Genomic DNA, 25,607 nt, shown 5'->3' with positions numbered 1-25,607 from the left:
TTGATTAAGACACAATTCTTAATAGACAATTCTTAAATTGCTATGTTACAAGAGAAGTTAATGTATTACAAAACAAATTAATTTCTTTAGGAGGATACACACTTATGTCTACAAATACACCAACTCTCGCAGGATTATACGTTGTATCCTCAGAGGAGAAACTGACTTTTCCTCTGAAACACACGGAAGTTAAAGCCAAAATAGCGGGCAACCTATCCCGCATCGAAGTAACTCAAAAATTTGAGAACTCATTCACCGAACCCCTAGAGGCAACTTACGTCTTCCCACTACCAGACGAAGCAGCAGTCGATGAAATGGAAATCAAAATAGGCGATCGCCTGATTAAAGGCAATATCAAAAAACGGGAAGAAGCAAAACAAATTTACCAAAAAGCTAAACAACAAGGTCGTACTGCTGGACTACTCGAACAACAGCGCGATAATATTTTCACTCAATCTCTTGCCAATATTAAACCAGGGGAGCAAATAGATGTAATTATTCGCTATACAGACTCCCTTAAGTTTGAAGGTGGGGACTATGAATTTGTATTTCCAATGGTAGTCGCACCTCGTTATATTCCCGGAACACCTATAGATAGAAGTGGCGATACAGACCAAGTTCCCGATGCTAGTCAAATTACACCACCAATAGTTCCCCCGGCAACTCGTTCGGGACATGATATTGGTATGACAGTAGAAATAAACTGTGGGATGCCAATTTTTCAGGTGAATTCCATATCCCACCAAATTCAAACATCTGAGCGAAGAGAAATTGTTACGGTTAAATTAGGAAATGAAGACACCATACCAAATAAAGACTTCATTCTCCGCTATCAAGTTGCTAGCAATCATACCAAAGCAACCGTATTAACTCAAGCAGACGAACGTGGTGGATATTTTGCCATTTATCTAATTCCCGCTTTACGGTATCGCAGTGATGAAATTGTGCCGAAAGATGTCGTTTTCCTGATGGATACTTCCGGTTCCCAAAGGGGAGAACCATTGCTCAAATGTCAGGAATTGATGCGCCGTTTTATTCACGGACTTAACCCCAACGATACTTTCACAATTATCGACTTTTCCAATACTGCCAGAAAACTGTCAGAACAACCTCTACCGAATACACCTAAAAATATTGCCACTGCAATTAACTATATCAACAAATTAAATGCAAATGGTGGCACTGAATTACTTAATGGCATCCAGGAAGTTTTGAATTTTCCGCCTCCACCTGCGGGAAGACTACGGAGTATTGTGATGTTGACTGATGGTTATATTGGTAATGAAAAAGCAGTATTGGCAGAAGTGCAAGACCAACTCCAACCAGGCAACCGACTTTATAGTTTTGGTGTCGGTAGTTCGGTAAATCGATATTTAATTAACCGTTTGGCAGAAATTGGGCGGGGTATTGCCAGGGTTGTGCGACAGGATGAACCCACTCAGGAAGTAGCAGAGAAATTTTTTCAGCAAATTAATAATCCTGTATTGACTCAAATTGACATTAACTGGAATGGTAGGGGTGAAGTACCAGAAATTTATCCGGTGACAACTGCAGATTTGTTTGCCGAACAACCTTTGGTTTTATTTGGGCACAAACAGGATGCTGTGGGAGGTGAGTTACAGGTTAATGGTATTGCTGCTGGTGGGGAAATTTATCAGCAGACTTTCGATCTTCATTTTGCTGAGTCTGACAATATAGCAGTTGCTCAAATTTGGGCCAGGCAAAAGATTAAGCATTTGATGAATCAGATGTTTGATTATGATAAGAAGTCGATAGTAAAAGAAGTGACGGAGACCGCTTTAAGTTATCAATTGTTGTCTGAATATACGGCGTTTGTTGCGGTGAGCGAAGAAGTGCGAGTTGAACCTGGTGGTAAGAGTATTTCGATGGAAGTGCCTGTGGAAATGCCAGAGGGAGTGAGTTATCAGGGGTTCGGTACTCCACCTGAAATACCTCAAATAAACAACTTTGCGGCTAAGGGTATGGTAGCTTATTCAGCACCACTAAATACGCGATCGCTTCTAAGTATAAAAGCAGCAGCATATCAAGCAACAGATAGCATGGAGGAAGAATTTATAGATTTGGGTTGTGATGCAACAGATGAGATGGATCTGTGTTTGACAGATTCAGCACCTCAAACAACAGATTGGATGGAGCAAGGAGAAGATATAGGGTTTTCGGGTAGTAAAAAAGGAATTTCGAGGTTCTTGAAACAAGGCGAACTACAGGAAACTGTTTCTACTAAAGAAGTAAGAATACGCTACAATATTTCTGATAATGACTATCAAGTAAGACTTTCTCATATAGAGCGCTTTCTCAAAACTAACGATAAGGTTGTAGTTACTATAGCAATTCATGCTCATAAAGTTCCGACTTCCGAGCAAGGCGAGCAATTCCTCAAAGGTATAGCTACTGACTTGCAAGAAGTTGCTGATATGGAGTCAGAACCAAAATTATCCGGGAAATTTATGGGTATGGTGCTTTCTCTTAAACAAAAAGATTCTGCAAAACTAACTCGTAATACTTTGCAAGTTATCCAAGTTATCGGGTTAGATGCAGTAGGGGAAAAAAATCTGCAACAGCATTTACAAAATTTGGATGTTCCACCAAATATTAATGGTGAAATAGTTTTGGAATTGCAGGTAAAAGGCGATCGCGTACTTCGAGTAATTTTAGATGATGAACTTTCCACTTTGAAGGATAAAAAAATTGTAGAAGAAATTAAGCGATCGCTGTTAAAATGGCGCGTTCCCTCTGTTGCAAATAAGATTCAGATTACAATCAAAATTAGTTCGTAATATTCAAGAGTAGGGGGTAATTTCAGTTATCAGTGGCTTTGTTGCACAAAAGACGATCTGGTAAGCTATTTTTTTGCTAGTCCCTTACTCAAGCGTACGCTATCTTTGGCGACTATTGATGTTCTATTTACTATTGTCCAATAGTTATTGCTCTGCCGTTATCTGCTCAAAGCTTTTCCCTGTATAGGTTTCAGGTTTTTGATTTCCCAGAGTGATGTTCTATTTATCTATTGTCCAATAGTTACAGCAGTTTCAGCGCGTTATTGTTGTAGCTCTGCACTTGCTTGTGCGGCAGCTATATACTTTCATGCAACAAAGCCGTTATCAGTTGTAAAAACAGAAGCTGAAATCTTATACTGTTTCACGGAAATCATAAGTCAGAAGTTATACTTAATAGGCTAAAAACTTTGACAATATTGTAAGGGTAGGGGCGAATGGCCATTCGCCCTTACGCATTGTATGACGATCAACGGAATTATATTACTCCGATTTATCGGGAACCGTAGCCAACAGATTTGATATTAAAGGTAAAATTTCTCTAATTAAATTGACAAAAAATTACCCTCATCTGCCAAATTACTCTGGCAATATCTCAGTGACAGTTTCATAAAAATTAGTTTCTGGTGGTTTAGCAAATAAATGTGACATTTGTTCCAATGCCGCTTTATAAGCATCAGTTTGATTCGCATCCATATCTTCAACTCCTTCCCAAAAAATTACAGCAATACCTTTATCTGTTCCTGGCAACTGCAATAAATAAGCTCCCTTAAAACCTTCGTTATAGGTAGCAACTGCCTTTTCATAAAGTTCTCTTGCTTCTTCAAACTTTCCTGGTTTAAATTCTCCCAAGGCAACATAAGCATATTTATGCTTCAAAAAATCCATAAAATCAGACATTTTTTCTCCTGATAGATAGGGTTTAATAGCAAATCAAAAGTCAAAAATAAGACTTCTTAACTTGATTAAGAAAGTGTTTGTCAAATAAATATTAAATCATGTATGGCGCTGCACGCAGGCAACAGGCAACAGGTAATAGGCAATAGGGGGAATAAAAAGCTGATAATATAAGACTTTTAGCTATTGGACAATTCCTACAATTTGTAAATATGCCAGCGCACATTGCTATAGTAGACTGTTTCATCTTCAAATATTGCAATAGACATCTCCGGAAAAGAGGGAGTAGGTAGTAGTTCACAGGGGTAGGTTTTTAACAAAGGGGTGAGCGATCGCTTCTATTCAGTAGAAAATTTCAAGCAAAGTGTGCTTTTTTATACAAAAAATGGGCGAAATTCTCCCCACACTTCCCCCTCTTCCCCCTCTTCCCACACCCTAAGATACAATTATAAAAAACCTACCCCTGTGAAACTCCCCTACTCCCCCACTCCCCTACTCCCCTACTCCCTATTCCCTACTCCCTGAAATAATATCCTCAGACAAAGATTTCCAGAAAGGATTATTTTTTCCTAAACGAGTTGTATTTGTCGCATCATGGATACTTCCCCTTAAATTCTGATAATATTTATCGTCCATAAAATTAATATTTAAACCAGCATCAGCTACTAACCTGCGGAATTTTTCCTGAGTATAATCTCTACCATTAATTAATGCTCCTACGGGATTTGAAACTAACAATTCTCCGTTAACTACCACCGAATTAACCATATTCGGCCACCAAGAATAACCACTATATCCAAACATAGCTGGCACTTGAATAATCTGGTCATCGCTTAAATTAAACTCCCGCTTCAACTTTTCAATTAATGGGTCTAATTTTTCCCGCTGTAAATAGAGATTATGCTGAATTAACTTCTGATTTTTTAGCGCTGCTCGTACCGTTGTTTGAGTACTTAAACCACGATTTATTGCCGCTTGTCCATATCCTTGTTGACTCAATTCTTGTAATAGTTTTACCCCTGCTTCTGGACTAACAATTAACATTAAAGGTTTGCCAAATTTACTAGGAATAAAAGTAATAATTTCATCTACATGACGAATCATTAACCAAGAAGTATCAATATCTACTGGCGGACCTTGAATTTTTTGCGCTTTAATAAAATCAACAATTTCTGGATTCAGACCTACTTCACCTGCCTTACCATAATAAATTCTTCCCAGATCGTATCCTGGTAGAGGTGGTGTCACTTCTAGGTTGCCATAAGCATCTGCCCATCTATTTAGGGGATCGAGTTGTCTAGGTTTACCTACTTCAAACCAGCCAAAATCTTCTTTGAGCAGACTTCTAGCATATTGGTCATTTTCCCCAGGACGGTTAGCTTTGAGTACCACATTCATATTATGGGTTTTACCTTGAGAGGGAAATTGCACATAACCTATTTCTTTAGTATCTTGCATCCAGGTGGTGCCACCAGAATTAATTTGAGCTTTAGCACCTGTTCTTTCGACGATCTGTTTGATTTTGGCGACAAATTCTTGATTGCCAAAACCACGTTCGCTGACATGAAGTTCTTTGACTGGAGCAGTATTGGGAGACATTAACCAGGGAACTACACCGATTTGAATACTATCAGAAGCAATTTTTCTGCCATTTTTTTCAGCGATCGCTGTTAATTTAACGACTCCTTTCCAATTGCGGTCGGCGAACTGTTTAGCTTCCACCCCTAATAATACTTTCTCTCTAGATATTAATGCTTCAGTACCAGAAATATCTACTGGTTGCCATCCGTATTCTGTTTTTTGGAAGACATTAATATAGTCACTAGCATCTGTGTCGGTTGCAATATAGATTTGAGCATCTTGATAATTTTCTGCTACTTGAATATTCACCAACGCCAAGTCTGCTTCATCACTTTCCCCATTAACTTCTCGATCGCGCCAATCTGGTATTTGATCGCCATTATCATCATCGCTATTAAATAGCATCAATGCACCTTCTGATAAAGTCCATTTTTCTCTACTCGATCTGTCAGCTTCATCTAACTCTCCATCTCTATTGGTGTCGCCATACATAGTGAAACCGGGAGATAAGCTATATGCAATGGGTGAATAATTGCTTGTATTATTGTTTGTATTGTCTTCTGTCTTTTCTACCCATCTTCTTGCTGCTATGACTTTTTCATAGGAGGCAACTGCTAAATAACCCTGATATTCGATCATTTTTTCGATCGCTTTATCTGTAATTAAGGAGTTTTGGGGAATTTCGCGCAGGTTAGAAATTGCCTCTAACCAAAGATTTTCTGCTTCTTGCCAAGTTTGGTAATTTGCCTGAGTTATTTTTCCTTTTTCTACTGCTTTACTTGCTTTGGCGATCGCTTGCTTCCAGCTTTGGAGTGCTTTTTCTTCTCTAATAATATTAGCTTCTACATTACGGAAGTTTTTCAGGTTTTTTTCATACTGTTGTAGGTGAAATTGGTATTGCCAGGGTTCTTCTACTTCTTGGAGAGTTGGCCTTTGAGAAACTTTATTCAGTTCAGCTTTTATTTCGTCTCTAAGCTGGTAAAGTTCTGATAGTGAATTTACTTTTCTTGTAGTTTTTAAGTTGTTGTTTATTGACTCGAGGGTTTCTAAAGGCGAAACTGCTGAGTTTGCTTGTTCTAGAAGTGAAGGTTGTGCCACTGCTTGAGGAACAGGCACCCAAATAATTGCTACTAATGCTCCAATGGTATTAACTAGAGCTATTTTGACATATCTAATCCAACACATAGTATACATCCTCATATATACTAATGGATTTTAGCGGATTTTTGGCAACTCAGAGGACTAATTTCCGATCTTTTCAATATTAGACATAGGCATGAAAAAGATATAGAATTTTTGCACATAGCAGGCAACAGGCAACAGCTCCGGAAAGCAACAGGGAATAGATTTTTAGGAAAAAGGTACGAAAAATGATTTAGGGAACTGACTTTTACTACTCTAGCTTATGTTAAATAAAGGGTAAGTTTATTTTCACTAGATGTCTATTGACTCTACAGGATTCCCGCCGAATAATTATTCCGGTGGTGGTACATAGTAATGGTAAAGGAAGCACCGAGAGTTTGGGGAGATGGGGGGATGGGGAGTGTAGAGAGCACTAGGAGTTTGGGAAAAATTAAAAAACATATATCCTCACCATTACCATCCAGGACTACCATTATTCCTTCACTGAAAACTAAATTAAGCTTAATCAGTTAGTGTTAATTGATTTATATTTCCGGTTGAGAGATTGTAATTCGTAAGGTATTACAGAATTTTGAAAAAATCTCTCTGTCAGTTCAGTTTTTTATACCTAAATTATAATTTTTCAACCGGAAATTATTTTAAGGTTCTCTCACCCATTCCTGATTTGGTTTTGCCAAATTAGATGTTTCCACATTATTAGCACTGGAACTATTACTAGGTAACTCTAAGCAGTAACCAGCACCGTATACTGTTTTAATATACCGAGGATGGCGAGGATCTGGTTCCATCTTTGTTCTCAGATGTCTAATATGGACTCGGATCGTCTCAATATCATCATCTGGATCGTAACCCCAGACTTCCTTGAGAATTTCACTCGGAGATACTGTCTGGCCATGTCGTTGCAGTAAACAATGGAGTAACTCAAATTCTAAATGAGTTAGTTTGACTGTCTGCTCAAACCAAATAGCCTCGAATCTTTCAGGAACGAGAGTCAGAGGACCATAATTCAGGATTTCGCTATGTTTAGCTGCTTGTGGGATTCGATCTGTACGTCGCAGTAGGGCACGCACTCGTGCCAGCATTTCTTCTACTTCAAAGGGTTTTGTCAGATAATCATCTGCTCCAGCATTAAAGCCTTCTACTTTATTTTGAGTTTGATTTAGAGCAGTTAACATCAGTACTGGAATATCGGCGGTCCGTTCATCACGACGCAGACGTTGACAAACTGTAAACCCATCTACCTTTGGTAGCATTAAATCTAATACTATCAGGTCTGGTAGTAGTTGGAGGGCTAGAGCTTGCCCTTTTATGCCATCTTCTGCTTGGCTAACTTCATAGCCAGCCATTTCTAGGTTGACAGCAACGAGTTCTGCGATCGCAGGATCGTCGTCAATGACGAGTATTCTGGGCATCATTTGCTACACTTACCTATAATTTTTTTTATTGTAATGTTTAATTAAGATTTTTAAGTTTGTTCTCACATTTTGTTATAATTATTTTTCAATACATAGCCCATTTTTAATTTTATTTTTCTACTTCTCTATAACATAATTTTGTCTTTTTGTCAAGTAAGGCAATTATAGAATATAGAAGAATATCTAAGTGGTTCTTTAACTAGCTCTTGGTGATCGGCTTTTAGCTATCAACTTGAGTTGAAATTCCCAGCTTGTAGACACTAGATAATTCAAGAGGGGTTGAAATTCTCTTTGAAATTGCATTTACTCGGTTTCAGTATAAATCTAAGTTGTTTGCGGAGCATTCCGTTTAAGAAATACTGACTGCACCAATTGTTGTTTGCGGAGAATTCCCTCAGGAAATGCTTTTTAAATTAAGTCCTTGAATTTTAGTAAAGCTATTGTTTAATTGTGACTTAAGGCCAAGTAAATTTTAAGTAAACTTTTGCTCTCCAAATTTTTTGATAAAAGTAAAATATTGGGGATCTAAAAGTTAAAAAAAGCCATTGATTTAATTTAAAACTTTGTGCTTAAAATCTAGGAATTATAGGTAAAAATTGTGCTTGTTCTTTAAAATATTTCCATGCAATTGATTCCGGATCTTTTTGACTACTCCATTCTCCAAAATCAGGTTTTGTTTTCCGTTTACTGATAGTACTAGCATGAACATTGAGCCTAATTGCTAATTCCTTTTGGGTAAGAGGAGAAACTATTTCAGTAGCAGATTGAAGTAGGGAATTTTCTGGAATATCTTTTAGATGAGAATTATTTGGTAGTTGAGCCTCATAATTTGAATCTTTCGAGATTAATTGAGTATTGTTTTCTAAAATTTTATCCGTTGTTCTTCCAACTAGAGATACAGCAGTAGGAAAATAATATAATAAACCACCCTCTTGTGTAATTTCTAATTCAGCACCAAATTCTTTAGCTTGTTCATCAAGAAACTCTTGGACTATTTTTCCCGATAGTTGGGAGTTTATGGCTAAGTCTAAGGCTGTAATATACCCGTTATTTTCCTGAATTAACTGATAGAATATGTTATTCAAATAATCTTTTTGTTGTTTTTGTTTTTCCTGATAACGCTTGACGAACCAGGTAACTCCAGAAGCAATAGCAATGATTGTGAATATACGCCAGGATAAACCTAGCATTAGCAATGCTAATCCAAAAGAAATTACTATGGGAAAATTATCTGTGGATTTATTATTATTGTTAAGGTTTCTTGGTTGTTCGGGCATTTTAATGTTCTTGAGCCAACTTTTATACTTGTTAGGTATCACCAACATTTACTGTTAATATAGCTAAATATAGACATAATTAGTCAATACTTTTAGCGTATTTTTAATAAATAATGATTTAGTTGGGATAAATATTTGTCAATAATTAAGTCTATCAGACTAATTATTAATGTCATTGAAGTGATTTCTGAAGCCAAACAAATACAATACGAGTTAGAAGAAAATTTTGCTAGTATTGATATTGGTTTGAACACCTAGCTACACTTAGCTACATTAATATTTAATCAAGCTAGAATTATCGGTAGACTTCTGAAATTCATTGATCGATACTGTAAACTGTAACAAATTTAAAGTTAACTCTTCAATTTCTTCTGCCTGAAAATTAATTGAGGATCAAATCAAAAAACTAGCTAGTTAATAAATAATTTCACATTAATGATTACTTGAATATAACAGATCGCTTAGATAATTCATGTTCTCATCACTCACAAAAAAAATGGCATTATGAATAATTTTTCAAAATTAATAATGGTAACAAAATGTTAATTTAGGAAAAAAAAATAATCAAAACTTTGTCAATATTCCCGACACTAGAGTTAATCTAAATATTATCGTATCAAGTATAAATTGCAATAATTAAAGCGATTTTAACCTAATAATTCTATACATCAAAAATTATTTTTATTGATAATGATTCAATTCCTATATATAAAATTAGTGAGAAAAAAGAAGTCTACTTTGAGTAGGTAAAAAAAGAGTAGTCCCAAATTATTAAATACCTGTCTTATTTAATAGACCTCTCCTCTTTAATTAGTTATGAAAAAACTGATTCTCTAACTTCAAGGCCATCTTCCTGCTCACTTAATTTATCAATATTCAACCGGAAATGATATAACTATGTTTTTATAAAGTATACCTCCTTAGTTTGCAAGATTTTAAACAATGTTTCGTAAATTAAAAATTATTGGTGGCACCATTCTAGTCTATTTGTCCATCACTAGTTGTAGCCCTAGCAAAGTTCTTCAGTGTAATGAATTGATTGTTACTATTAACAAAGGAAATACTCTTGTCAATTCTGAAAATTCCTTTGATGCTGCGACAACTAATCAGCTAGGAGGAGATTTAGAAGCAATTTCTCAGGAGTTAGAAGCTCTCATACTTGAGGATGAAACTCTTCAGCAGTTTCAAAAAGACTTAACTCGAACATTTAAAGAACTTTCTCAAGCTTTTCTTGAGATGAGTGTAGCTCTTAAAACTAGCACACAAGTTGAAGCTTCATTAGAGGGTAGAAAAAAATTTAATCAGGCTAAAAATCAACTTACTCAAACAGGCCAGCAAGCTAATAAGGTTGCTACAGAAAAAGATATTTTGTTAGATAAGCTGGTTACTTATTGTCAAGATAAATAAGTTTAGAGCACTTTACACCTAATAAATAATTTCTATTACCAAAAATATCGGGTCTCAAACCTTCCCTTTTAAGGGGATAGAAAGCGGTCGGTCTTCGGAACTTTCCTAAGGGTGGGATGGCGAGGAAACCTCGCCATATCCAATCGACCAAGAGAAAGAAAATTCTGCATCTTCTCGCTTCTGTATTGCAGGAGATACTGATAACTGAATTGACAGTTAAGTTTTAATCAAACTATTAGTGATGAATTTCTAGCTCTAGTACATAATGTCCCATGCGTAACTGCTGAGACCATAGTTCATATTCTAAACGCAGATAATCTGGAACTGGTCTTCCCTGAACTACTAGGTTACGGGTAAAGTTACGCATTTGTAGCTGATAATGTAAATTGAATGACTCGTCTTGTAACCAATAACGACAGATGCCATATACTCCTCTTTCCCAGATATGGCGGTAACAATATTTACCGTTTCCTTGCATAGTCATAATGACTCGGGACGGGGAAACTTCTAGCCATAAAAGTCTTGGTTTTAAGACAGTTGGCAATATTGATGGCTCATCTATGTCTATACATGATGTTTCTTTGTCTGTAATTGCAGGTTCATGCAATAATATATGAAATTGATCGCGGTCTTTATGATATACAGTGGCCGCTGTTTCAACTATGGACCAAATTGGCAAGTCTGTTGATATTAATGATAGACTTACGGATTTGCGTTGATAAGTTAGCATCTGTTTTCTTAGGGTAAGTTGTAATTATTTAATGGTTGTTAGTTCTACAAAGATCAAAAATATTACTCTTGGTTAATAGCTTTTTCTTTCGCACGTAACCTTGGCCAAACTCTAATTTAGATTTAACTCTATTCTGACTCAGAATTTAAGCTATCGGAACATACAGCACTTTTAAGTAAGTTAGGTACACCTGCACAACAACAATATTTACTGATTAAGATCGTGATTAGATAATCTGTACTTCATCAACCTATAATATGCTATATATCTGTGGTTTGTTATTGATAGGTTTTATGGAACTCATAGATAAAATGTATAATTATAAGGTTTCTATTTCTTGCGGAAACCCTACGCAAACATAATATTAAGATGAACTCAAGAAAGTCAAAACAAAGATGCCTTTGGCTGAAAAATTTAGCTGACAATTATTTCAAGCAATTACTTCATGTGAAGCAGTGTTAAATTATTTTAGTTAATTGTTATTAATATAGAAGTAATATAGTATCAATCAAATTCATCTCTCTCATAATTTTTTTGAGGTTTGTGAGATAAAAAAAATTAATAACACTTTGATATCAAGGTTAGGAAACTATTAAACATCATTGCATCATCAAATACTATGCGAATAAATATAGTAGTTAAAACAAAAAGCCAATTCACAATAGCAATTCACAATAACTTTTTTCTTAACTCCTGAATTCTGAGACTTGGGTCATTAACTCATGTTAAGATCTTAACTATTCCTATAGTAGCATATTTATGTAGTTGGACACAAGGGATAGTATTTATAAAAAAAATTTTAAAATTATCTATACTAAAATATTGCCAGTAACCAGTCTAAGTAAATTTATTAATTTTAATTATATCTTTGTTTGTTTTTGTTACAATGTTTTAACTAAAAATATGAAATTATCACTTGATGAGTTAAATTTTACTGCTTTAAATAATCTTGAAGAAGGAAAAAGGAAGAAGGAAAAAGTGGATGGCGACTCAAACCACAACCAATTGTCAACACTCTATAGACGGGGGGATAATCAACCCAAAAGAAAAAGATAAACCATCAAAGGTAATCAGAGAGTTGTTTGTCAGAGAAAAATAAATTGCTCGTGTTTTACAGTTTATTTATTAATGGTATAGTCGGTATTCAAAATTAAAGCAAGATAGTAAGTAGGATAGTTATAATTTAAATATATAAGCCTTAAAGAAAGAGGTTTTTGATCTACTTTATTTTTTGCTGAAGAATTAACTAGGTATAATATTACTACATTAAATTAGATGAAATTATTTATTTTTTGTATATTTACTTTATTACTACTCATAGTAAACAATTTGATCGAATAATTTTAGATATAAGCTTGAGTGATTTAAAGACAGTATTTTGATGTTTGTCAGAATGCAATACTAAATTAATATTCAAAATTTGTCTCAAATCAACTAGAATAGCTACAAATAGACAATAAAAAGACAAGATAAAGTCTAAAAGAAATCCTCAGAGGCTTTGACTCATCAGTTCTAATCGCCAAAACTTCCCTTAATGGTCATTTTAGTTAACAGTTAACAGTACCTCCTCCAATAGGGAGGCTTAAAATACTGAATTTTCTTTTCTCTTGGTCAACCTCTCTATACGGTTTTCCTAACTGATTTTTGCTAACAGTATAACAATTAGTAGTAAATTTTTTAAAATTGGTATTTATAGCAAATATTGAGTTGCTTAGGAAATTAGGATAGGGAGCGGGGAGTAGGGAGTGGAGACAATAAGGATATTTGCTTTGTGTAAGAAGATAGGTTTTTTCATCACTAATTATCAGGACTTGATATTAAATGAATTCTGCACAGGTATTTATTTACTCACCCTTCCCAGACTCCTATAAAATTGTGGCTGTGCAAATTTTGCAAATTTATAGTTAATTTTATGATACCTGCTGTAGTAACTACGCAAATTACAAATAGTCAAGAAACTTTGATAATTCAAAGACCACAATCAGGTCTATGCCTCAAAGGTAACATTCAAATTCCTGGAGATAAATCAATTTCTCATCGGTCTCTTATGCTAGGAGCGATCGCTCAAGGAAAAACTACCATAAAAGGCTTGCTTCTAGGGGAAGATCCCCGCAGCAGTGCTAAATGTTTTTCACTTCTTGGGGCTGATATTTCTCAACTCAATACAGACTTGGTGGAGGTTCAGGGAGTTGGACTAGATAATCTCATAGAACCATCTCAGGTTTTGGACTGTGGTAATTCTGGCACTACAATGCGACTAATGTTGGGGATTTTGGCCTCCCATCCCGAACGTTTTTTTACTGTTACTGGAGATAGTTCCCTGGTCCAGCGTCCCATGTCCCGTGTGATTGAGCCTCTGACACAGATGGGCGCTCAAATCTGGGGTAGAAAAGGTGGCTCTTTAGCCCCATTGGCCATTCAGGGACAAAAGTTACGACCGATCCATTATCATTCTCCCATTGCTTCAGCTCAGGTAAAATCTTGTATTTTGTTTGCTGGTTTAATGACGGAAGGGAAAACTACGGTAACTGAATCTGCTCTTTCACGAGACCATAGTGAAAGAATGTTGCAAGCTTTTGGCGCTCAAATTAGTATTGACCCAGAAACAAATAGTGTGACAGTGGCAGGTCCAGCTAAATTGCGGGGTCAAGATGTGGTTGTGCCTGGTGATATTAGTTCGGCAGCTTTTTGGTTAGTAGCAGCAGCTATTGTACCTGGGTCAGAATTGGTCATTGAAAATGTTGGTGTTAATCCTACCCGCACAGGTATATTAGAAGCTTTGGAAATGATGCAGGCTAATATTATACAGGAAAATCAGCGAGTTGTTGCAGGAGAACCTGTGGCTGATTTACGAGTAGGTTACAGTCCTTTGAAAGCTTGTGAAATTTCTGGTGCGATAATTCCACGATTAATTGATGAAGTTCCAGTTTTGGCAGTTGCTGCTATGTTTGCTGAGGGGACAACTGTGATTAAGGATGCGGCTGAGTTGCGGGTCAAAGAGAGCGATCGTTTGATGGCTATGGCCACTCAACTCCAGAAACTGGGAGGTAGAGTTACAGAATTACCGGATGGATTGGAAATTACTGGTGGTGTGGCCTTGACTGGTGGTGATGTTGAGAGTTATGGGGATCATCGAGTTGCTATGAGTTTGGCGATCGCTGCTCTTAATGCTACTGAGACTACCAGTATCCATCAGGCTGAAGCTGCAAGCATTTCTTATCCCAATTTTACTGCTACTCTGCAACAAATTTGTAGGTCATAGTAAAATTTCGGTAAGTGGGAAATCAGCTATTTGACTCCTAGGTCGGAGCTACGCTATTGATAGCTGGATGGAAACTACTTGATGGATTTTCTTTGTAGTCAAAAAAATGTGTTTTAATTTACGAAAAACTTAAAAAGTAGCCTCACTGGTCTTTTATTCTGGAAAGAGTAGTTGTAATTGACACCGTAAGTGTGAACGACTGCTGTATAGAACCCCCGATCGTATCTTCAATAAATACGCAGGTTTTTTGAGCGAGGAGACAGGAGACAGGAGACAGGAGACAGGAGGTAACCCACCCCTCGCCCCTCCCCCTCCCAGGAGGGGAAGAGGGAAGATGTGGGGAGAAATAATACAAAAAACACTCCTTCAGATGATTTTCGGTCAAAATTGATGCGCGAAAAGACTTGACTACCATAATTATATAGCTATCAAATGGGTTCTATACAGACTAGGGTATGATACTGGTAATGTGAAAATCTTGGTTTTAACCAATTTACAACTCCTCAGAAGAATCTGCGGGAATTTATCTCAACGTTGGTTGAAGACCCGCGCTCTCCCGAAGGGGAGCGTCGCATGGGAAAACCAATCAATTTTGAGGTTTTGTAAATAGTATGTTAGACTTAAAACTTGGCTGCTGGGCTAGCAGTGTCAGTCTGTGGAGCGACCGTAAGACCAAAAAGAGGCTCGACCTTGGAGGCTGGTGCATTGTTAGCGCAGCTCCTCTGCAAGAGGCAGCAGAAAGACCTAATCAGCGATGGTTAGGAATCCCGCGCTTTCACGCAAGTGCAGCGTCGGGAGGATGTCAATTCGTAGAGTGTCAAATAAAGTAGTTAAAAAATTAAGACATTGGTTAATTTATTGAAAATGTAATTTCAAATTAATAACCAATGTCTTAATTGTTGGGGCTTTTTTTTATTTACTTGATGATTTTTCCCCTAAAAGTTGTTCTTTCCAAGCTTGAAGCTCTACAGATAACTCCTGGCGGTTAGAAGCACGAAGTAGATAGCGATATATAAACCACCCAGAATAGATAATACCAATTAACTCGAAAGTAGGGGCTAGCAGCGGGATATCATTTAATGATTCGATTACTGCCAACATTACCTTGAGAGTAACAATGACTCCTAGAATTAAGCCAAGAGTAACAATTGGCTTCTGATATTGTCCAAAGAAGCCAGATATAATAGCTGGTAGCTCTGATAATATTTCCAAGACTTGGTTTTTAATATCTTGGAACTGGTCGGATGTTTCTTCAGAATTGGATACTGTAGTTAGAGAACCTGGTTCTGTAGGGCTTACTCCTACTTCTTTTGTAGTATCTTTTTCTTCTTGCATAATTTAATGATGTCCCTTCAATTACTAAGGTAGTTATGATAAACATTTGAGTGAATCTTATGGTCAATATTCCAGAGTTTTAAAGGACATGGCCTACTCTTAACTCAAAGTTATCTTGATTTTTCAAACATAAACCTAAACCAGAAAATCTGACATTGCAAGAATAATCATATATGGATTTAGCATATCTAGTGGTCTATTATTATTTCTACAAATCTTAAATCCTACATTTCGCACGACGAAATGTAATATCATGTCCGGTTAAATACTTAATAAATCACTACGGAGGAGTCAGGAGTCAGGAGTCAGGAGTCAGGAGAGAAAAAGAAGGAAAAGGAGAAGGCAGTTTTTGATTACAAAGCTACATGATATAAAACATCAAATTATAAAAATTTAAGAGTAACTATTGCAGAGTAAAGAAAAAAAGTTCTAACACTCCTATGTATGAGAAGAGTATTGCAGAAGAAAGCTGAGTAGTTCATATTATTAAGGCCATTAGTATCAAGTCTAAGTCACAAAAAATAGGTTTGATACTTTTGTTTTCTGAGCTTCAGGACTTTTTAAAATATCTACGCCAAATATATTTTGTGCAAGGTTTTATTGAAGTAAGATTTGTTCAAAATTTACTGTTTCTTTTCCACAACTATTTTCTGTTCTAATTTGAGCTACTTAATTTAACTTCTAAAATTATATTCAGCATTTTCATATATTAAATAGGTGGTAGTGGTGCATTGTTATGATGTCGTTCATTAATTGATAATGGATAATGGATAATTACCTCTGGTTAAAACCGTTACGGAATTGAATATAAGGAAATATCCTAGCACTTTTTTTCCCTTGAAAGGGTCGGCTAATAATTATTAATTATTTAATTAATAATTAATAATTATTAATTAGGGCTTGCTGATTAAATCTAAAAGTATTTACAGATAAAGATAAACACCTTTTTGGGGCTTTTAAAAACTGCGCCTGTTTCAGTCTAAAACCCTCAAAAAGTTAGTATTTTAGGCGCATAGTTGGGCAGAAAAATTATTCTTACAATTCTTACTCCTACCTCCTCTAAGTACCCATTTATCCTGTCTCCTGTCTCCTGTCTCCTGTATTCCCCTCCCAGGAGGGGAATATGGGGAGTCTGGGAGAAATTAAAATATATATCCTCGTTCTTCTGAATCTTGCTCAACATTAAATTTAGATGAACCCACCCGCTCCGCCACCCCAATGACTTAAAATTAATGGTAATTTCGGAATTACTTTTATGGAAGTATTTAACAATTACTAAATACTAATTTAGATGTTTCATTTCTCTATAAGATTGAGATGAAAGTTATAATTTTGAGACTAAAGATTTGAGATTTTCGATAGCTTCTTCATATCTATGTTTAGCTAAAGTAATTCCTTTTCCATCTGGCATTTTAAATTTTTCCCCTTTATCAGGAAGTAGATGTAAAGGAGTGCCGATAGATGCAGAGACTTTTCCTGAAGAATGAAAATCTTTGACATCGGTAACATAGGCATTTTGCCATGTAATGAGAGAATCTAATGAATTATCATTCCTAGTAAAATATTGAGGAAAACTTTGATATTGTTTATAGCAGAAATTAATTAATTCTTGTCTGATATATTTATAGGCCTTAGCTACACCTTTATGGCTTGTGTAATTGTTAAAAACAAATTGTTTGATTTTAGGTAATTTCAGCTCGAACTGCTTAACTTGCTTATTAAATGTGATAACTTTACTGGCATATTTTTTGAGAGATTCTGAAGGATATTGTTCATAAAGTAGCATTAAAATTCCTTTAATTCCTTCTAATGAAGTAAAATCAGCCATCATAGGAATTATTAAATAATCAGAAGAAAGTAACGCCATCTGTGTATAGATGGAAAAACTAGGATTGCAGTCTATGAAAACAACTAATTCTTTATATTTTTCTTTGTCAAACTCACTTTGACATAATCTTTTAATTGCTGTCATATGATTTTTCCATGCAGTAATATTTGCTGGATTAAGTACAGAATAATTAAGAGCTAACGACAAAGATTCTAAAAAAGAATCACCAGCAATTAAATACAGATTTTCTGGAATAGATTCATTATAGAGTGAGGCTCGAACTTTATAAGTAGAATTTTTTGGTAATGATTTAAAGTCAGCATTAGCTTTCAAAATCCAATAAATAAACCCTACTACATTACATCTTGTGTAAGTTCCTTGCAACTTTTGATTATTTTTATATCCTTTTTTTCCACCTCCAAGTAAAAGTTGATAAATGTTAGCTTGAGGACACATATCAATAACTAAAATTTGTGTCTCTGCATTATTTTAAGCATACAATATTTAAGCATTAGAACATAAAGTTGTTTGACCAAAACCACCTTTATTATTGTAAAAAGCATAAACTTTTATCGACATAAATACTTGCTCGTCAATTTATACTAAATTAGTATCTTATACTATAACAAATAATAGATATGTTGGCAAATTAAGCTCTAAAAATCTTGAAATTCTTTCAAAATTTTCATTGCCGAATAATTAAGGTTTAAAGCCTCTCCTTTCAAGGAGAAACAAGCGGTCGAGGGATGGCGTTAGCGGAGCGGGTCTGTAAGAACGGGTTTCCTCGCCATATCCAATCGACCAAGAGAGAAAAAAAAATCCCTTTTGCGTAAATCATCCCCTTGAAAATAAGAGGTAATTATTAATTATTAATGAGGGCTTGCTAATTAATTAGCAAAGTATTGACAGATAACGGTTTTAGCGTTTTAGGGTTTAAAAAAGTACCAGCTTTTGGGTGTAAAAAGCTCATGCATGCTAGTATTTTGGGATGATTATGGCAGAAAAATTGATAGATAATTCTTAACTCTTATCTCTTCGCTCATTCCCATTTTTCCTGTCTCCTGTCTCCTGTCTCCTGTCTCCTACCCCATCAAAAAGACTTTCCATACGCAAACCCTAATTATTAATTGTTGAAACTACTATATTTCTATAGAACCCCTAACCGTATCTTTATAAAGGTAGGGGTTTTTGACTAATAATTCAGAAGTCATAAGTTATACCAATTTATAAAATATTGCAAAGCGTGACAACACAGGGAAAAGGGAACAGGGAACAGGGAAAGAAAAACATAAATATTAAAGAGGAAAAAAGGTGGAAATTTTAGAATTTATGGGATTTATAATTTTTTCTTTTAGGAATAAATCAGAAATTAAGATGTAACTGCCTTTTTTGAATTTGGTATTAGGATATTGATATTTAATTTATATAGTTATAGATATCTCCAATAATCAAAAATAAAGTCAATTATTGCACTCTTATTCATCAATTATTTCCTCCTACTCCCTATTCCCTATGCATGAAGGAGATGCTTAATAGAACCCATTTGATATCTATAGATAAACTTTGGGTTTAAACTTCCTTAAACGCAAAGCATTACTTACCACAGAAACTGAACTAAAAGCCATTGCTGCACCAGCAATCATTGGATTTAATAACCAACCAAAAAAGGGATATAAAATACCTGCAGCAATGGGAATACTCAAAACATTATAAATATAGGCAAAAAATAGATTTTGACGAATATTTTTCATAGTGGCATGACTGAGTTGAATTGCCGTAACAATTCCCCACAAATCTCCAGAAATTAAAGTTAGATCGCTAGCTGCCATTGCCACATCTGTACCTGTACCAATAGCAATTCCTACATCTGCTTGAGCTAATGCTGGAGCATCATTAATTCCATCTCCTACCATCGCGACGATTTTATGCTTTTGTTTTGAACTATTTCTTTCTTGTTGAATAGATTGAATAATACTAGCTTTTTGGTCAGGACGTACTTCAGCAAAAATTCTTTTAATACCCACTTCAGAGGCGATCGCTTCTGCTGTTTTTTGGTTATCTCCTGTTAACATTACTACTTCTAATCCCATTTTTTGTAGAGCTTTCACTACTTCCCCAGAAGATGGTTTAATTGCATCAGCAATTCCAATTAAACCTTCAATTTTTCCGTCAATAACTATTAAAGCAGTAGTTTTCGCTTCACTTTCCCATTGTTGACGATTTGATTGTAAAGTTTGAGTATCAATTTTCAATTCATCCATCCATCTTTGTGTACCAATTTGTACCAACTTTCCTGATACATTTCCCTGTACTCCCATTCCTGCTACAGCTTCAAAATTAGTCACTTCTGGTAGGGGATTTTTTACTCCTTGAGATTGAGCATAATTAACTACAGCTTCCGCTAAAGGATGTTCTGAATTTTTTTCTAAAGCAGCAGCTATTGCTAATAGTTCAATTTCATTATTATTAGTGACACCTTTAACCGTAATATAGTTAGTAACACTAGGTTTTCCTTGAGTAATTGTTCCAGTTTTATCACAAACAATAGTAGTTAATTTATGTGCTAATTCTAAGCTATCTGCACCTTTAATTAAAACTCCATTTTCTGCTCCTTTCCCAGTACCAACCATAATAGAAGTGGGAGTTGCTAAACCCAAGGCACAAGGACAAGCAATAATTAAAACTCCTACCGTAGTAATCATGGCAAGAGTTACATTTCCCATGGTATTAAACCAAATAATAAAAGTTAGAATCGCAATGGATATTACTGCGGGAACAAACCATCCAGTTATTTTATCTGCTAATTTTTGAATAGGTGCTTTACTGCATTGAGCATCTTTTACCAATTGTACAATTTGTGCCAAAACTGTATCTTTACCAACTTTTGTGGCTTGAAATTTAAAACTTCCTGTTTTATTAATTGTTGCTCCAATCACCTCATCTCCTACTTGTTTTTTCACAGGAATTGCTTCACCTGTCACCATAGATTCATCAATAGAAGATTCTCCTTCTACAACTTCACCATCTACAGGAATTTTTTCTCCAGGGCGGACTAAAATTACATCTCCTACTACAACTTCTTGAATTGGAAGATCGCTCTCTTTTCCATTACGAATAACTCTAGCAGTTTTTGCTTGTAAACCCATTAATTTACGAATAGCTTCTGAAGTTTTTCCTCTAGCACGATTTTCCAATAGTTTTCCTAATAGGAGAAGGGTAATAATAACTGATGAAGCTTCATAATAAACTTGGGGTTTTAAACCTTGAGTAATAAAAAAATTGGGGTTGAAAGTAGCAAATAAAGAATATAAATAAGCAGCACCTGTTCCTAAAGCAACTAAAGTATTCATATCCGCAGTATGATGTTTAAATGCTTTAAATGCTCCTACAAAAAAACTTTTACCACACCATAACTGTACAGGCAAACTCAAAAATAATTGCACCCAAGAATTATGCAGCCAACTAGGAATAAAAGGAATATGTAATCCTGTCATTGCAGGTAGGGAACCAATGAATAATAAACTACTAATAATTCCCCCAAGAATAACTTTACGGATTAACTCTTTTTCTTCTGCTTCCCTAACTTTTTTTTCAGTATCTTCTTCTTGTTCAGATTCTGCAAAAGCATGATAACCAGCTTCTCTTACAGATTCTTGAATATGAGTTAAATTAGTTTCTTGAGAATAATAAGAAACTGTAGCTTGAGAGAGGGCAAAATTAACATTACATTCAATGACTCCTGATACTTCTTTAATTGCTTTTTCAACCCTATTTGCACAAGCAGCACAACTCATTCCCTGTAGACGAATACGAATAGTTTCCATCACAACAACCTCAATATGTTTCAAGAATTAAGAATTTAGAATTAAGAATTTAGAATTACCTTTTCTTATAAATAAGAGGATTAGATCAAAGGATTTTTTTTCTTCTCTTGGTCGATTGGATATGACGACGAGACCGAGCCATCCCACCCTACGGGAAGCTACGCTAACGACCGCTTTTTTCTCCATGAGTGGAGAGGCTTTATACCTGAATTTTTCCGTAAGGGATATTAACTATTTTATAGAAATTTCCAAGAAGAGTGAGGTACAAAATTGGTTGGTTTTAGGGAATAGGGAAAAGAAGACAAATAAAGATAGGTGTACCTCACACTTACCGAGAAACGCTATATCTAATTTTATACAACTCAAATTTATCGGTCATTAAATTTCTTCTGATTTTCTTTTTTTTTAGTGGGTTATTCAACAATTGATAATGAACAATGAATAATGGATAATTACCTCTTTTTGAAAGAAGAGGATTGAACTTAAGGAAAATATTTTATTTTTATTTTCTTCATAAATGATAGCCTTAGCGACAAAGGAGCGTCGGAACGAGGGTCAGATATATTAGAGCAAATTAAGCAATTATCAATTATCAATTGATAATCTAATTCTAATGAGGATTTCGGGTAGTATTAATATTCAGTTTGTATCGTATATGAGTATAAAATGTTCATCATTGTTTTTCATTACCTAATTATTAATAATTAATAATTAAATAATTTTGGTTTAAAGCCTCCCCTTGATCGGGGAAAAAAGCGGTCGAGGGATGGCTCGGTCTCGGAGCTGTCCGACCATCGACCAAGAGAAGAAATAATATTTCCTTATATTCAATCCTCTCGGTTTTAACCTTCTTGTAATTATCAATTATCCATTATCAATTATCAATTAATGAACTGTTCCCTATTCCCTATTTCCTAAAATCTAAAATATCTCACAACTCAAATAAGATTGCTATCTATTGATATTGCCACTTAAATATGAATTTCAGATGAAATGAGTTAGCTACAATAGAGAAAGGGTATTGAAACATTTTTACTGCAAAATTTACATAAAATTAGAGTCAGTAATCAATTCTATATAGATACTTCTATGGGTTAATCATCTAATTAGGATTTCCGGTAGGATTAGTACTCAGTTTGTCTTTTGAGTAGAAAATGCCGATGATTGTTTCTTCCATACCTATTTCCTTTTCCCTCTTTCCTAAAATCTCAAATATCTCACAACTCAAATAAGATTGCTATCTATTGATATTGCCACTTAAATATGAATTTCAGATGAAATGAGTTAGCTACAATAGAGAATAGGGTATTGAAAATTTTTTACTACAAAATTTACATAAAATTAGAGTCAGTAATGAATTCTATGTAGATACTTATATTTGATAGTTAACCTCAAAGAGAAACATAGCTATCGCCTATAAAATTTGTCTAATAATTTTATAATTTTCTCTGCACTAACAGCTCTGGCAATTGCTTTAATTAAGGTTTTAAAAATTAATTATTTTTCGTTAATTCTATCCATTTTAAGGAGAGCATTGACTAATCATGAAAATTTTTATTTATTATCGCCTTAAAATGGGAGGCTTTATACCATTTCTCAAACACTTTTCTACATTTTGTTGAGTGGGGGAGAAGTAAAAAGTAAGAATAATTAACATTAACTGGGCTATTTTCAACAAAAAGGTGATTTTCATTGTTAAATACAGTATTTTTAGCTAGAAAAACTACATATTTTTAGCACAACAAGTAATACCAGTGTGATAAATGTTTGAGACTTTTTTGCCTATTCCCTGTTTCCTATAACTAGAGTTTTATAACATTCTTTTTTCAAAATCGTATAACAGAGATTAATCTAAAAATAAAATAGTATTTTACTATTATAAAAAATGTTGTAAATACTTACCTTCAAAATAGCGATCGCCAACCTCATTTCACACAAACAAGTATTTTTATCCCATAAAAATTATTGATATTTATGTTAGACTTAAAAAAAGTAATAAAGCACCATCATATTAGATTTAGATATGAATAATCCTAATAATACTGCTATTTCCTTTCATCATGTAAATAAGATTTATCCTAATAAAACAATTGCTTTGCAAGACATAAATTTTACAATTAATCATGGTAAATTTGTGACTTTTGTTGGTCCATCTGGCTGTGGAAAAAGTACAGTATTGCGATTAATATCAAAATTAAGCGAAGTTAGTTCAGGAAAAGTTGAATCAAATATAGACCGGGATAAAAATGAATTAGCTTTTGTCTTTCAAGAACCAGCTTTAATGCCTTGGTCTAACGTTATTGATAACGTACATTTACCTCTAAAATTAATAGGAAAATCTCTCAGAGAATCTCGAACAATAGTACAAGAAGCGATTAATTTAGTAGGATTAGATGGTTTTGAACGTTCTTACCCACGACAACTATCAGGTGGGATGAAGATGCGAGTTTCTATTGCTAGAGCATTAGTAACTAACCCAAGAATTGTTTTGATGGATGAACCTTTTGGAGCTTTAGATGAAATGACTCGCAGTAAACTGAATAGCGATCTATTAAGGGTATGGCAAGAACGAAATTGGACTGTAGTTTTTGTCACTCACAATATTTATGAAGCGGTGTATTTATCTCAACAAGTAATTGTTATGGCTGCCCGCCCTGGTAGGGTAGTAGCAGATGTCAAAATAGATGTGAATTATCCTCGTAATGAAGATTTCCGAATGTCGCAATTATGTAATGAATATTGTCGGGAAATTTCTAATTATTTGGAGATGGGAGTATCAGGTCATTATAGTAATTAGCATTTATATTTTAAGGAAGAAGGAAGAAAGTAGAAGGAAGAAAGTAGAAGGAAGAAAGTAGAAGGAAGAAAGTAGAAGGAAGAAAGTAGAAGGAAGAAGAAAAAATATTGCGTTGTCTGAATTTTAAGCTGTCAATCTGTCCTAATCTTTCCTTCGACTACTTTAACAAAAACAATTATAAATAATTGGATATTAAATAGTCTCTAGTTAAATACCGATAAAAAATGTTTGAAGAAGAAATAAAATTAACTATCAATTATCGTATACAAGATTATATAGAAGCAAATCGTATTGATTTTCGTAGTCGATTTATTTTCCAAATTCTACGATTTATTGCTCTATGTTATGTATTATTTTTAGCTTTATTCATTGCAGTCAGTCCTCATCCTAATTTTTATGCAATCTTCGTTTTGATTTTGTTTCTAGCATTTGTATTTTATGAATGGACCTGGCTGCCTTTTTTGTCTAAAAATTTATTTGAGAAGCAAAGAAAATTTTTTAAGAATCAAGTTACTTTAATTTTTAAACAAGATGAAATTATTGAAATTTGTGCTGATCAAGAACTAAAACTTAGATGGTTTTACAAACATATTACAACACCTAAAATGCTGTTGATATTTATCAACCCACAAGGTTTTATAATAATTCCTAAAAAATATTGTTCTAGTGAAGAGCAATACGAAAAAATATGTTATCTAATAACTAAATTTCCTCAAGGTAATTAAACCATGTACCTAGCACCTACCACCGCTCCACCTAGAAAATTATTTGTAGCAAACATTTATCATTTTCTTTGTGGGTTTAATACCCCACCGTCAACGGGGGTGTTCAAAATTACTTGGGGTTAGAATCCCCATGTAATTTTCCTCCTGTCTCCTGTCTCCTGTCTCCTGTCTCCTTCTTCAACACGCTTGGTATAAGACTTCCCTGAATTAAATTTCATTATCCATATTCCTGATTGAAAGTCTCTGTTTTGCCTTTTTTTCTTTCCTCTTCAACTAAACATTAATCTTAAAATTACCTAGATATAGCAATACAAGAATTGGGCGCGGACATTTTTCAATCCTCAAACCTTTTTACAGTTTGCTATTCCCTATTCCCTATTCCCTATTCCCTAGCGCTATACTTTTCAACCAGTATTTGAGTATAACTATTCAAAGGAAAATCAAAAGCAACTTCAGGAGTAACCCACTGCTCTATAAAACTGATACAAAGCTTCACATAACGTGACAATCTGATGTTTACTTCCTGCTTTCCTACGGAATGCTACGCAAACCACTGAGGCCGTCGGCGGTTACTCATCCACAGGCATTCAC

At 34.7% G+C, this 25,607-nt stretch carries 17 protein-coding genes; 8 read left to right on the top strand and 9 right to left on the bottom strand.

The genetic code is table 11. The annotated features are described in order from the left end of the window. Window positions 1-104: 104 nt before the first annotated feature. The gene (infC, locus tag F6K18_RS25875; RefSeq protein ID WP_287525164.1) at window positions 105-2,798 is read left to right on the top strand and encodes a translation initiation factor IF-3; all 2,694 of its coding nucleotides are present in this window, start codon (window positions 105-107) and stop codon (window positions 2,796-2,798) included. A gap of 576 nt (window positions 2,799-3,374) precedes the next feature. Here infC and F6K18_RS25870 read toward each other — a convergent pair. From F6K18_RS25870 to F6K18_RS25855, 4 genes are all read right to left on the bottom strand, one after another. Continuing rightward, window positions 3,375-3,695, bottom strand: coding sequence for an antibiotic biosynthesis monooxygenase (locus F6K18_RS25870; protein WP_124145868.1), 321 nt, complete (start codon window positions 3,693-3,695; stop codon window positions 3,375-3,377). Window positions 3,696-4,199: 504 nt separating this feature from the next. After that, on the bottom strand, window positions 4,200-6,458 hold the full coding sequence (locus F6K18_RS25865; protein ID WP_287525163.1) for a protein-arginine deiminase domain-containing protein: 2,259 nt from the start codon (window positions 6,456-6,458) through the stop codon (window positions 4,200-4,202). A 596-nt stretch (window positions 6,459-7,054) separates the two neighbouring features. Continuing rightward, on the bottom strand, window positions 7,055-7,828 hold the full coding sequence (locus F6K18_RS25860) for a response regulator transcription factor (protein WP_287525189.1): 774 nt from the start codon (window positions 7,826-7,828) through the stop codon (window positions 7,055-7,057). Between the two features lie 572 nt (window positions 7,829-8,400). Then, on the bottom strand, window positions 8,401-9,108 hold the full coding sequence (locus F6K18_RS25855; RefSeq protein ID WP_287525162.1) for a hypothetical protein: 708 nt from the start codon (window positions 9,106-9,108) through the stop codon (window positions 8,401-8,403). Between the two features lie 135 nt (window positions 9,109-9,243). Between F6K18_RS25855 and F6K18_RS25850 the strand changes: the two genes are divergently transcribed. Continuing rightward, window positions 9,244-9,366: a hypothetical protein gene (locus F6K18_RS25850; RefSeq protein ID WP_287525161.1), complete on the top strand. Its 123-nt coding sequence runs from the start codon at window positions 9,244-9,246 to the stop codon at window positions 9,364-9,366. 684 nt (window positions 9,367-10,050) lie between these two features. Beyond that, the gene (locus tag F6K18_RS25845; RefSeq protein WP_287525160.1) at window positions 10,051-10,515 is read left to right on the top strand and encodes a hypothetical protein; all 465 of its coding nucleotides are present in this window, start codon (window positions 10,051-10,053) and stop codon (window positions 10,513-10,515) included. A 235-nt stretch (window positions 10,516-10,750) separates the two neighbouring features. On the opposite strand, the gene F6K18_RS25840 is transcribed toward F6K18_RS25845, so the two are convergent. Then, window positions 10,751-11,245: a hypothetical protein gene (locus F6K18_RS25840; RefSeq protein WP_124145872.1), complete on the bottom strand. Its 495-nt coding sequence runs from the start codon at window positions 11,243-11,245 to the stop codon at window positions 10,751-10,753. 949 nt (window positions 11,246-12,194) lie between these two features. Here F6K18_RS25840 and F6K18_RS25835 point away from each other — a divergent pair. From F6K18_RS25835 to F6K18_RS25825, 3 genes are all read left to right on the top strand, one after another. Beyond that, the gene (locus F6K18_RS25835) at window positions 12,195-12,344 is read left to right on the top strand and encodes a hypothetical protein (protein WP_287273940.1); all 150 of its coding nucleotides are present in this window, start codon (window positions 12,195-12,197) and stop codon (window positions 12,342-12,344) included. A gap of 813 nt (window positions 12,345-13,157) precedes the next feature. Beyond that, window positions 13,158-14,507 carry a 3-phosphoshikimate 1-carboxyvinyltransferase gene (aroA, locus tag F6K18_RS25830; protein ID WP_287525159.1) on the top strand — a complete coding sequence of 450 codons (1,350 nt, stop codon included), beginning with the start codon at window positions 13,158-13,160 and terminating at the stop codon, window positions 14,505-14,507. A gap of 247 nt (window positions 14,508-14,754) precedes the next feature. Further along, window positions 14,755-14,898, top strand: coding sequence for a hypothetical protein (locus tag F6K18_RS25825; protein ID WP_287525158.1), 144 nt, complete (start codon window positions 14,755-14,757; stop codon window positions 14,896-14,898). Window positions 14,899-15,419: 521 nt separating this feature from the next. Here the strand turns inward: F6K18_RS25825 and F6K18_RS25820 are convergent. The 4 genes from F6K18_RS25820 to F6K18_RS25805 all read right to left on the bottom strand — a co-directional run bounded on the left by F6K18_RS25820 (window position 15,420) and on the right by F6K18_RS25805 (window position 21,494). Beyond that, entirely contained in the window at window positions 15,420-15,842 is a 423-nt protein-coding gene (locus tag F6K18_RS25820) for a CAAD domain-containing protein (protein WP_124145875.1), read from the bottom strand. Between the two features lie 988 nt (window positions 15,843-16,830). After that, a complete protein-coding gene (locus F6K18_RS25815) occupies window positions 16,831-17,025 on the bottom strand; it encodes a hypothetical protein (protein WP_287525157.1) in 195 nt (64 codons plus the stop codon). Between the two features lie 141 nt (window positions 17,026-17,166). Beyond that, the gene (locus tag F6K18_RS25810) at window positions 17,167-18,141 is read right to left on the bottom strand and encodes a ParA family protein (protein ID WP_287525188.1); all 975 of its coding nucleotides are present in this window, start codon (window positions 18,139-18,141) and stop codon (window positions 17,167-17,169) included. Between the two features lie 1,079 nt (window positions 18,142-19,220). After that, the gene (locus F6K18_RS25805) at window positions 19,221-21,494 is read right to left on the bottom strand and encodes a heavy metal translocating P-type ATPase (protein ID WP_287525187.1); all 2,274 of its coding nucleotides are present in this window, start codon (window positions 21,492-21,494) and stop codon (window positions 19,221-19,223) included. 2,023 nt (window positions 21,495-23,517) lie between these two features. On the opposite strand from F6K18_RS25805, the gene F6K18_RS25800 reads away from it, so the two are divergent. Together F6K18_RS25800 and F6K18_RS25795 are read left to right on the top strand one after the other, a co-directional pair. After that, on the top strand, window positions 23,518-24,291 hold the full coding sequence (locus F6K18_RS25800; RefSeq protein ID WP_287525156.1) for an ABC transporter ATP-binding protein: 774 nt from the start codon (window positions 23,518-23,520) through the stop codon (window positions 24,289-24,291). Window positions 24,292-24,515: 224 nt separating this feature from the next. Then, on the top strand, window positions 24,516-25,016 hold the full coding sequence (locus tag F6K18_RS25795; RefSeq protein WP_287525155.1) for a YcxB family protein: 501 nt from the start codon (window positions 24,516-24,518) through the stop codon (window positions 25,014-25,016). Window positions 25,017-25,607: the final 591 nt, after the last annotated feature.

Origin of the sequence: Okeania sp. SIO2C2, from assembly GCF_010692625.1 — a bacterium.
Taxonomy (GTDB): Bacteria; Cyanobacteriota; Cyanobacteriia; order Cyanobacteriales; family Microcoleaceae; genus Okeania; species Okeania hirsuta.
Note: the sequence above shows the minus strand (reverse complement) of the source record. Positions and strands in the feature narration are given on the sequence as shown.